Consider the following 10,750-nt stretch of genomic DNA (forward strand, 5'->3'; position numbering starts at 1 on the left):
AATCGAGAATAATAAGAAAGCTAAATAAAACAAACTTGTTATCCTAAAGATCTTTCGACCGTTATTTTAAAGCTACTGCCGTAGTTATAGCACGTTGGGCACCAGCACTTGGCTTTATCACCGGTTGACCGTTGACCAACATACAAGTTGAACCACCACCATCAAGATTCATAGCATCTACACAACCTAAACTCTTCAGGATATTAGCCATCATAGCCATATTCATACCTTTTACACCTTCCGTTACACTGCGGCCTTCACAAACGAAAAATATCACCTTATTATTGGCTGTTACTCCGATAGCGGTTCTTGGATGATAACTTTCGGGAGCAACTCCACTTTCTTCATCAAAAAGTTCTTCAATAAAAGTATTTCTCACACTTCCGTCTTTCAACAGGATCGGTCCACCTCCAATCGCCGTTTCTGCATTTAATTTCACGCCTCTCGTCGGAAAATAAGCCGAAGGTGCAGGTTGAGGCTCATAACCGGACTTATTGGGAGAAGGTTGTTCATAGGTATATGTCACACCATCAGTTGTTGTATAAGCCCAATCTGTGGAGAAATAACCATTCTTCGACAGCTGAAAGATACCTCGTGTAGGATAATAACTCTTTTGAGAACGTATTTCCTCCTGCGAGTTCACAGCTAAAACCTCTCCTTCACGGCATAGCAGACTGACAGACTTTCCGGCTCCCATTACAAAATATCCACCATTCATAATTATCGGATATTTTTGTTGTTCTGCTTGCCAGATTTGATTGGGAGTCTTAGAATATATCTGGTCTCCGATAGTTGCAAAATTTGCTTTTGACATATCCGCAACAGCAATAAAAGCTATGGCTTTCATGCCTTCCAGTTCTGACGGAGATTTGTATACACTTATGTATTCAGGTAACGTGCCAAACTCTGTTGTCTGTTTAACCCAGCCTAATGTTGTCGGATCAGGATCCGGCATTACCACCTTTTCATTATCATCATCTGAACAACTTGTTGCAGACATGGCGGCAATCATGAAAAGAAGCCAATATTTTGATATATTTTTCATTATCATATCGATTTAATCGTAAATATTTATTTCTTATTACCTCTGTGCTTCCGCACGTTCAATACCTTTTTGGATATCATCCCACAGATTCATTTCAATAACCTGTACTATGTCGAATATCATCAAGCCTTCCGATTTTTCAAGACAAAGACTTACTGCATCGGCTATATTGGTTTTATGATTTAAAGCATATATCGTTCCGAATACTTTGCAATCATTACCAACTAATCTCCGTGCACGGGCAATACCATACTCTATCGATTCCGGATCATCCATGCCATAGATACGTTCTAAATACGTTCCACATAAGAAAGTATCCAGATAAGGTGCAAATCCTGATTCATTGTAGGCTTTCGATCCCCACGGATAATTTAATGAGAAATCAGATTTTGGACTGGCCCAATTCTGGCCTTGTCCATAAATACCATGAATCCAGGAAGCAGCCCAATACTCCAGTTCTACTTTATTATTGATAGAATGAATCTCCTTACGCACTTCTTTCACAAAACTTGTGATAACATTAGCCCGGAATGCCCACCATTCTTTATAATAAACACCAGGATTTTTCGTTCCATCGGCATTCCATGTAAAAATATTATCTGGAAAGTTCCGGACTTTTTTTCCTAAGTAGTGTTCAAAAGCTTTATGACTATCAGCAGAGAAGTCACTATCATCTCCCGGATATCGGCAATAATCTAATGCATAAGCATCAACATCATAGTTTTTCACTATTTCACGAACAATACTTAAAGCAAATTTGCGGACATCTTTACGAACCGGATTTAAAAAAGCTCCTACTTTTTTCTTGTCCTCTCTGATGTCAAGCATCTTTCCGTCAGGTGTATATTCCAAGCATGTTTTCCCATCCCAACGTGACTCCTCATAGACCAAACCTTCGTTGGTAGCGGGATGTCCGGACGGAAACATTGCAGTAGAAACAGTGACTTTTAATCCTAACCGACGAGCTTCATTGATAAAATACTGCAGGTAATCCCAATCACGATGAATTACTTTGCCATTTACTGTTGTAAGTGGAGGTAGAATTTTACTTTTATACAGTACTTCCCCGTATATAGGTTTGACGTCTACTACTACTTGATTGAATCCTACTGACTTGGCTTTTTCCAAATAGTAAGAAATAGAATCTTTAGAGGCAAAGCGTTCAAAATTAGCTTCTGCATCAAACCAAAGGTATTTAGGTTGTTCTTTGCCCCTGTTCCCGGCAAAGGAACAGGTAGCAAATAACAATAGAAAAAACGATATAATGCTTTTATTCAACATATTTCAATTCTATATAATTAGGAGTATACCTATTTCTCGTATTTTGTAAGTTCATAACAACGAATACCTACACCATAACCGTAATAGAGATATAATGATTCTCCGTCATCACTTGGTGAACAAGTAGTCCAGATACAAGAGTTGGTAGTCCATGGCTCGAGTGTTTCTGTGATAGGTAATGAATGATTACTAGACGGGTCTAGCAGGTGTAGTCCAACCCAGCCCCAACCGCAAGTTATGGTTGCTCCGTACCATCTGCCATTGAATGGAATACCTCTACCGGAAATAAGTACATGATTTCCCCAGCCAGCGTATCCTTTCTTATTCCACATGTCTATATATGGACCTGTGATGCTGTTAAATGCCCCTGCCGTATTTGCTTTATAACCGATTTCCGGTCCCATTACACCTCCGGTATTCACTGCGTCTATAACATAAAATGGCGGGTTATCTGACACTCCGAGTACAGCCACAATCTGTCGCCAGTTACTATCATTACTGGGACGACCGGTAACCAAGGTTGAAGTGCCTGTATATGTACCATTCTCAAATTTGTAAACTGCATGTGTACCTACACCATCAGGTTTAGAATCATAAACATATCCCACTTTGTCAATATCACCGATTGCAGAAACTTTATTTGCTCCGGGAGTTACATTAGCAACCTTTTGTGGAGCTCCCTCAACAGTAGTCCATCTGTATAATCCTACGTTTTTTACTACACCGATCAAATTACCAGCGTCATCATTGACTAACTGGCACAAAGAAGCGTCTATTCCTGTCACATTTAAAGTCTTATCTACTTTCTGCCCTGTATATTTATCATAGAAATTAAATTGGGTGTCTATTATATAATTACCAAACACTGCACCGAAACCATCTTTGTCTTTATTGGATGGAGTAGGTAGACTAATTTCCCATTTTTTGAAGAAATATTCAAAACCTTCTCCATCATTTACTTTTCCGCCATAAGTCCATTTTACGGTCCAGTCAGTGGTTGTGCCATCTTGCGCCTTCACTGTGTAATGTACATCTTTTGAAAAATCTTGAGGTACATCGGGGGTAGGTGTAACTGTTGCATATGGAGAGATAAAGAAAGAACAAGTAACTCCATTGAGTTTGCTCAAATCCAAGTCCGGAGTAATCTTAAATTCAATGATGTTACCATCCTTAATGGTACCCTGTTTATAATTACCCTCGCCCAATCTAACTTTGAATCCGGTTATATCGGTATCAGAGTATAATGTTGGATCATCCGAGCATGCGGAAAATGCAACCATTGTTGCCATGACAGCAACTTGAAGCCAATTATGATATTTTATTTTCATAACATCTACTTTTTTAGTTATTTGGGTGTTTAGCAGTCAGAGTATACTCCTTTTGCGTTCCATCACCTGCTACAATAGTTAGTTTAAATGGAGTAGATAAATCTTTAGCACCAGTCAATGAAGGATAAGCAAATGCTGCTACAGGCAAATTGGCTGTTACATATAATTCGCTCAATTTCACTTTTGCCGGAAGTTCGAAAGTTATATTTCCATTCTCTGATATAACCCCATCATAAGTAGTACCATCTTCCGGAGAATTAGCACGAACCATAATGGATATGATATCACAATCAGAATGATAATGGATATCATCATGCTTTTCACAAGAAGAAAAGGAAAAGCTAAATGCTATCATTAATATGATGTATGTAATTACTTTGAAATTTTTCATAACTATAATAATCTTTTAATATTACCAAGGAGCATTATTCTCACATAACGGATTATTCTGTAATTCATCTACAGGAATAGGTAGCAAGTAATAGCGTTCTGGAAAGAAGCGGTTTATATTGTCGTCACATGACACTTGTTCATAAGTATAAGAATTATCATCTTTTTTGGTTATTTTTGTTCCATGTGCCTGTTTTCCATCAATAACTTCGCCAGCCAAACGCCATCTGCGTAAATCCCAATAACGGAATCCTTCAAAGGCCAATTCACAAATACGCTCCTTACGTAATAGTTTCATAAATGAGTCTTTATCCGGTGCTTCCTGTGTTGTACGTTCCGGTAGGTCAACACGTCTTCTTACTTCATTGAGAGCTTCCAAGGCATCATCCTGATTTTTAGCATAATCCTGTTCTGCCAGAGCTTCAGCCAGATTTAACAAAACCTCCGCATAACGCATTTCAATCCAAAACTGATCGCTTCCCTTATCATCAAATTCGGTATTGTTTTCTTGTAGATATTTTCTGATGAAATATCCGGTAACAGTTTGTTTTTCTCCCGGATTCATATTATCTCTGTAAGCAGCAAAACCGTTTTCAGCGTCTACATAGGTATAAATAGTCTTTTCTTTCCAAGTAGCCCCATTATATATAATGGATGCATAGAAACGAGGTTCACGACCTACATAAGGATCTTTGGCCATGGAGCCGCTCCACGAGAAAGGAGTTCCGTCAGCCATATCATAAGAATCAACCAGTTCACTTGTCGGGACAGCTCTTCTTATTCCTTGTTTACCGTCAGGAGCAAAATAGCGATCGAAATAATGGGGCATATCCGGAATTTTGTATGCTATGGAGAAAATAATTTCTTTATTACCTGCCACTTTAAATACATCTTTATATTCATCCATTAAGTCATACTTATTGAGCTTTTTAATCTCATCAGCAGCGGTAATAGCAATATCCCAACGTTTTGCAAAGAGTGCTGTACGACACATATAGGCATACGCTGCTCCTTTAGTCAAACGCCCATCCCATTTGCTGTCCCATTCTTTCGGAAGGTGTTTGGCTGCGAATTCCAGGTCCTTCAGAACAAAATCCCATGATTCGGCTTCAGTTGCTCTTGCTTTTGCTTTTTCCCCTTCTGAATCAACTCCATTTGTTTCGTCACGAAGAATAACTCCTCCGAAAATTCTAATCATACGTGCATAATTCACAGCGCGAATAAAACGAATTTCAGCAATACGAGTATTGAGAAAATCTTCATTAAACTTACTTCCATAGATACCGGCATCACGCAAAAATACATTTTCTCTAAATATGTCAGTATAAAGTCCCCACGATGACATCGGATTATTATCTGATGTTATTGTGTTTTGCTGCAACAGAATCTTGTTATGAGCACTCCATGTTTGTGGAACTCCATTTCCATACTTAACTAAATCTGTATATCCATCGGTTAAGGATAAAGAAGAAAAGTTGGATAAGCCATTGAGAGGCTTATATAAGTAAGTCACATACATATCTAAAGAAGATTCCGAGCTCCAGGCTACTGTTTCTGAATATGAGTCTGTGGGATCTTTCTCCAACAAATCATGGCATGAGGTTAGAAACTGTGACGTAAACATCAGCCCTATCCCTAATAGATATAATCTTTTTATTTTCATAATTATTGATTTAATTAGAATGTGATATTTAATCCAACACTATAATTCTTTTGTTGGGGATAATAACCATTATTTATAATAGCCATTTCAGGGTCGCAATATTTGAATTCTGTGAAAGTAAACAGATTGGTGCCTGCTACATATACACGAACGTTAGATAGTCCAATATTGGCTTTCGCAAGTATTTTTTTAGGAATTGTATAACCAAACTGTAAATTCTTCAAACGCAAGAAATTACCATTTACCAACCACCAGGAAGAGGTATATGCATTATTTCCATTATGAATGGCACTTAATCTGGGATAACGGGCACTCGTATTTTCCGGTGTCCATGAATCTTCTACCAGATAATAAGGAGCATTTCCTCCCGAGTAGAATGGTCGTGTATAGACCGTATTGTCCATTGAACCATGATTATAAGTACCATTCAACGTATAACTAACAATAGCAGCTCCTTGCCATAATGCACTCAAATTGAACCCTTTCCAGTTGAAGTCCATAGACAGAGAGTAGTTTAACTCTGGTAAAGTGCTGTGGCCGATTTTAACTTTATCCCCATCCTGCGTAATTTTACCATCTCCATTGATATCCTCATACATGATATCTCCTAAACGTTGAACTCCATTACCAACAAAAGGACGGTTATCCAATTGCTCTTGTGTTTGATATAAGCCTATAGCTTTATAGCCATAAATTTGTCCTAAAGGTTCACCTATGTTTGTCCGGTACCAAGGAGTACTTTCACTTTCAATCCGCGACAGAACTTTATTTCTAGCCCACGCTACACTACCGGTTATACTATAATAAAAATCATTAACGTGGTTTTGGTGCTTCAATACCAATTCAAAACCGCGATTGTCGATCTTACCCGTATTTCCTTTTTGAGCATAATTTCCTCCTAATGAAGGAGGGAAACCGCCACTCCGGCTTTCTTGTATATCTTTTGTCAGCTTATAAAATAAATCGAATTCTACTCCCAATAATCCATTCCACATTGTCAGGTCAGCACCAATATTGTAACTGCGGGTAGTAGACCAGGTTAAGCTGGAAGTAATAGAGTTGGATGCACCTAATCCTGCATAAGGAACTCCTCCGAATATATACGCATTCTTCTCTACCTTAAAAATGCTTCTATGCAAAAAAGCATCTGTATTATCACTACCCAATTCACCGACAGAAGCACGCAACTTTAACAGGTTGATAGAAGAGAAATTGTTTTTTATGAAGTTTTCTTCAGAGATTACCCATCCTAAAGATACAGAAGGGAAGAATCCCCATCTTTTATCTTTTGCGAATTTATAGGATCCATCTACACGAAAAGCAAATTCTGCAAGATATCTTTTATCGAAAATATAATTGAAACGCCCTACATAACCAATAGTAGCTTTATCGCTATGACTACCTGTAGGATTGGATATAAATTCAGTACCTAATGAAAGATCAACCGGATCATTAAAATTATAGCCGCCCATCTTTCCTGTCATTGTAGAGCCTTTCAGTTGTGTCTGTTCATATAAGAATAGGGCTGAAACTGCATGCTTGCCAAAGGTATTAGCATACTCCACACTCGGGCGGACCATAAATCTTCTGAAAGAAGATGCAGATTTAGTGTAATTACCTTTCTCGCTTGTAGAAGAGGCACGCATTAAATTATATGATTTAGAATCTGCACTATAAGCATTAACATTGTATCCTACCAAGAAACCGTTATCTTCCGAATAACTAGTATCATAAACTAAACCGAGAGAAGCTTTCAACCCTTTTACCCAAGGAAAGGCATAACTAATTTTCATTGTACCATCAAACTCATGTCTTTGTTTTTTCTGAAATCCGCTATTCCTTAAAGTAGCGAGTGGACTCTGTGTGGTGGAACTACCAGGACCAATCCAAGCTGTATATTCTCCTTGATAATAAATAGGAATAATAGGGGCTGAATAAACAGCCTGCTGAATGGGATTTTGTTCAGCCTGTGCGCTTGTGCTAATTCCGGGCCAGTTCTTTTCTTCATAAAAGCCAGAAATATTAAGTTCGAACGTTAAATCTTTGGTAATATTACCTTCTACGTTAGAACGGACATTGTAACGATCATAATTCACATTTTCGATGATACCGGATTGATCCAACATGCCTATACTGGTGAAGAAACGGATATTCTTGTTACCACCGGAAGCTGAAATATTATGTTGATGTGTGAAGCCATAATCCTTAAAAACTTCTTTTGTCCAGTTTGTATTTCCATATTTACCTTCCGGATCATAGTTGTTAGCCACTTTCGTCTGAATATCAGCTCCATAATATGGCCCGTTACCATCAAGTTCACTTGCCTTATTATACCAATAAATATAGTCAGGACCATTTAGCATTTCAGGCATGGCTGTATTTTTCTGGAAAGTAACAGAACCGTCATACGAAAGAGTTACTTTACCTTCAGTACCTTTCTTGGTCGTTACCAGGATTACTCCATTTGCCGCTGCCAAACCATAAACGGATGCTGTAGCTGCATCTTTCAAAATAGATATGTTTTCTACATCATTAGGATTCACAGTATTCAACATACGTTCAACGCCATCCACTAATATCAGAGGACTAGAATCTAAAAAAGTACCTAAACCACGGATGTTGATAGATGTCTGGTCGTTTCCGGGAAGACCGGAACGTTGAACACTCGTTACCCCCGGTAACTTACCTGTCATCATATTAGAAAGGTTAGCTTGAGGAGCCATCATCAACTCTTTAGAGCCTACTTGAGAAACGGAACCTATTAAGAATTTCTTTTTTTGAGTTCCATACCCCACCACTACAACTTCATCCAATGCTTGTGCATCTTCTTGAAGTCTAATAGTAATTTCTGAACGACCATGTAAAGCAACCTCTTGAGTCTGATACCCGACAAAGGAAACTACTAAAGTCGATTTTAAATCCTGTACATTTAGGCTAAACTGTCCGTCAATATTGGTAATAGTACCGTTGGACGAATTCCCTTTTACACTAACAGTAGCACCGACAAGCGGCTCATTGTTTGAGTCATACACTGTCCCTTTCACGTTCGTGTTTTTTTGAGCATGAACGTTTAAGAAAGAAAGCGAACAGATGAATAAGGCTATAAACCTTATACTCCATGTGATTTGTTTCTCCATATTAAATATTAATGTTAATAAAACAAGATAGTTATTTATAATTCATCAAATCTTCTAATGTTTTCCAGCACTGATACAGTCCTCTTGGCACATGGAAGCATCCTTTCCATTTTCCTCCTTTGAGTGGTAGCAATACTTCGCCTCTTCGGTTCAAGTAGCCATACCATTCAGGATATTCTTTATCCTTGAAATGCTCCCAAGTGTAGTCATGTACCTTTTCAAACCATTCCAAGCATTTTTTGTCTCCCGTCAATTGATAGCCTTTCAGCAGGGAAATAAGCGTTTCGATATGGACCCACCAGAGTTTCTGGTCCCACTCCAATTGTTGGGGAGGACAACCGTTACGGTCCATAAAATAGTAGATACCTCCATATTGCTTGTCCCAGCCATAATTAAGCATCGTGAGAGTAGTCTCTTTGGCTTTCTCTATCAATTCCGGACGATTCAGACGCTTGCCTAGATCCATGATAAACCACATCGCTTCAATGGCATGTCCCGGGGTCACCTGACGGCCTTCAAAACAATCGACCAAATTACCGTCTATGTCCACGTTTTCAACAATGATACCTCCGAGTTCAGGACGATAGAAAACTTCCATCACTTCATGGATACAAGTATCCATTGTTTCCCGCAGATACATTTCATCCAATAAATGCTCTATCTCCAGTGCCAAGTTACAGAGGATCATTGGCAAGGCAAAGTTCTTCAGATTACGGGTACCCGGATGAAGCTTATTCCATCTCCCTTTCGGATTATCCACTTTGGAAAGGATTATGTCGAAAGTTTTCTTGGCAATGTCCGCATATTCCTGATTACCGGTTGCAAGGCTCAACTGTCCGAAAGCCATGGTGGCGAATGTATACGAGAATATATTATACGGTTCTACCAATGGTCTACCCGAACGATCAAGGGAAAAATACCAGTTATAGTAACTATCATGTCCGTATTTTTTTAGAAATTCACCACCTTGAACGGCACAATCCAGCCATTCCTTGCGTTTTTCCACTTTATTGTAAAGCATGGAGAACATCCACACCTCACGACATTGCAGCCAGATGAACTTATCCGTATCGAACACTTTTCCTTCACGGTCCAGACAGGTGAAATAACCACCATACTCGTGGTCTTGGGAGTGTTCAAGCCAGAAAGGGAGGACACTGTCCAGAAGTTCATTCTTGTACAGACTTGCCAGTTTCTCGAAATCCATACTATTATTTCCATTATAGATTGGTATGGGCAATTCAGCAGTGAAAGAGATGTCTGCTGAATGACCAATGTTGTTCTTACTATCCATATTTATAAGATGTTAGTTTATTGTTATTAAGGTCTGTTTTATATTTATTCCGAACGGGTCCAATATCTTTCAATCTCTTCCAGCGACTTCCCTGTAGTCTCCGGCACGAGTTTCCAGACAATCAGCATATACGGCACGCACATGAGGGCGAACAGGAAGAATGTTCCGGCGGGGGTAAGGTTCTGGAGCATCCAGGGGGTTAACTGTCCGATCAGGTACGTTCCGATCCACAGAGCGAATCCTGCTATCGACATGGCCAGTCCGCGAACCTTGGTGGGATACATCTCCGAGAGAAGTACGAACACCACGGCACAGATAGATACGGCACAGCAGAATACATAGAACAGGAAGAAAACAAGCAGGAAGAGGCTGGATACTCCCAAGGAATCTCCGAAGAGGAAATACAGGCCGATGAGAATCAGAGAAACAACCATTCCCGAAACTCCGTAATAAACAAGTTTCTTGCGGCCTACCTTATCAATGATGACAAGAGCCAGAACGGTGGTCAAAGTATTGACTAGTCCTACCAGAACTTGGTAAAATGAAAGTTAACTGTTTGCATAGCTGTATTATGGTAGAAAAGTTTTATCTTTATCGCGTTAAACTAACTAA

7 protein-coding genes and 1 pseudogene are annotated in these 10,750 nt (G+C 39.1%); all 8 read right to left on the reverse strand.

Annotation, left to right across the window (positions count from 1 at the left end; all coding sequences use genetic code 11):
- Positions 1–61: 61 nt before the first annotated feature.
- Positions 62–1,045, reverse strand: coding sequence for a phosphodiester glycosidase family protein (locus HMPREF9010_RS01400; RefSeq protein WP_004326841.1), 984 nt, complete (start codon positions 1,043–1,045; stop codon positions 62–64).
- Positions 1,046–1,081: 36 nt separating this feature from the next.
- On the reverse strand, positions 1,082–2,326 hold the full coding sequence (locus HMPREF9010_RS01395; protein WP_004326842.1) for an alpha amylase family protein: 1,245 nt from the start codon (positions 2,324–2,326) through the stop codon (positions 1,082–1,084).
- Positions 2,327–2,355: 29 nt separating this feature from the next.
- Positions 2,356–3,654: a DUF5018 domain-containing protein gene (locus HMPREF9010_RS01390; protein ID WP_004326843.1), complete on the reverse strand. Its 1,299-nt coding sequence runs from the start codon at positions 3,652–3,654 to the stop codon at positions 2,356–2,358.
- Between the two features lie 13 nt (positions 3,655–3,667).
- Positions 3,668–4,045 (reverse strand): hypothetical protein, encoded by a 378-nt coding sequence (locus tag HMPREF9010_RS01385; protein WP_004326844.1) that lies wholly within the window; start codon positions 4,043–4,045, stop codon positions 3,668–3,670.
- Positions 4,046–4,066: 21 nt separating this feature from the next.
- Positions 4,067–5,707: a RagB/SusD family nutrient uptake outer membrane protein gene (locus tag HMPREF9010_RS01380; RefSeq protein WP_004308412.1), complete on the reverse strand. Its 1,641-nt coding sequence runs from the start codon at positions 5,705–5,707 to the stop codon at positions 4,067–4,069.
- 14 nt (positions 5,708–5,721) lie between these two features.
- Positions 5,722–8,844, reverse strand: a complete 3,123-nt coding sequence (locus tag HMPREF9010_RS01375; protein ID WP_004308413.1) for a SusC/RagA family TonB-linked outer membrane protein — start codon at positions 8,842–8,844, stop codon at positions 5,722–5,724.
- Positions 8,845–8,875: 31 nt separating this feature from the next.
- A complete protein-coding gene (locus HMPREF9010_RS01370) occupies positions 8,876–10,051 on the reverse strand; it encodes an AGE family epimerase/isomerase (RefSeq protein WP_032852975.1) in 1,176 nt (391 codons plus the stop codon).
- A gap of 131 nt (positions 10,052–10,182) precedes the next feature.
- Positions 10,183–10,680: pseudogene (locus HMPREF9010_RS01365) on the reverse strand (MFS transporter); the annotation flags it as partial.
- Between the last annotated feature and the right edge of the window lie 70 nt (positions 10,681–10,750).

The sequence above is a fragment of the Bacteroides sp. 3_1_23 genome (assembly GCF_000162555.1).
GTDB classification, from domain to species: Bacteria; Bacteroidota; Bacteroidia; order Bacteroidales; family Bacteroidaceae; genus Bacteroides; species Bacteroides ovatus.

What these genes read in the sequence shown, in the direction of transcription:
- HMPREF9010_RS01400 (WP_004326841.1), bottom strand. Translation starts at nt 1,045, where the DNA reads ATGAAAAATATATCAAAATATTGGCTTCTTTTCATGATTGCCGCCATG.
- HMPREF9010_RS01380 (WP_004308412.1), bottom strand. Translation starts at nt 5,707, where the DNA reads ATGAAAATAAAAAGATTATATCTATTAGGGATAGGGCTGATGTTTACG.
- HMPREF9010_RS01370 (WP_032852975.1), bottom strand. Translation starts at nt 10,051, where the DNA reads ATGGATTTCGAGAAACTGGCAAGTCTGTACAAGAATGAACTTCTGGAC.
- HMPREF9010_RS01390 (WP_004326843.1), bottom strand. Translation starts at nt 3,654, where the DNA reads ATGAAAATAAAATATCATAATTGGCTTCAAGTTGCTGTCATGGCAACA.
- HMPREF9010_RS01395 (WP_004326842.1), bottom strand. Translation starts at nt 2,326, where the DNA reads ATGTTGAATAAAAGCATTATATCGTTTTTTCTATTGTTATTTGCTACC.
- HMPREF9010_RS01375 (WP_004308413.1), bottom strand. Translation starts at nt 8,844, where the DNA reads ATGGAGAAACAAATCACATGGAGTATAAGGTTTATAGCCTTATTCATC.
- HMPREF9010_RS01385 (WP_004326844.1), bottom strand. Translation starts at nt 4,045, where the DNA reads ATGAAAAATTTCAAAGTAATTACATACATCATATTAATGATAGCATTT.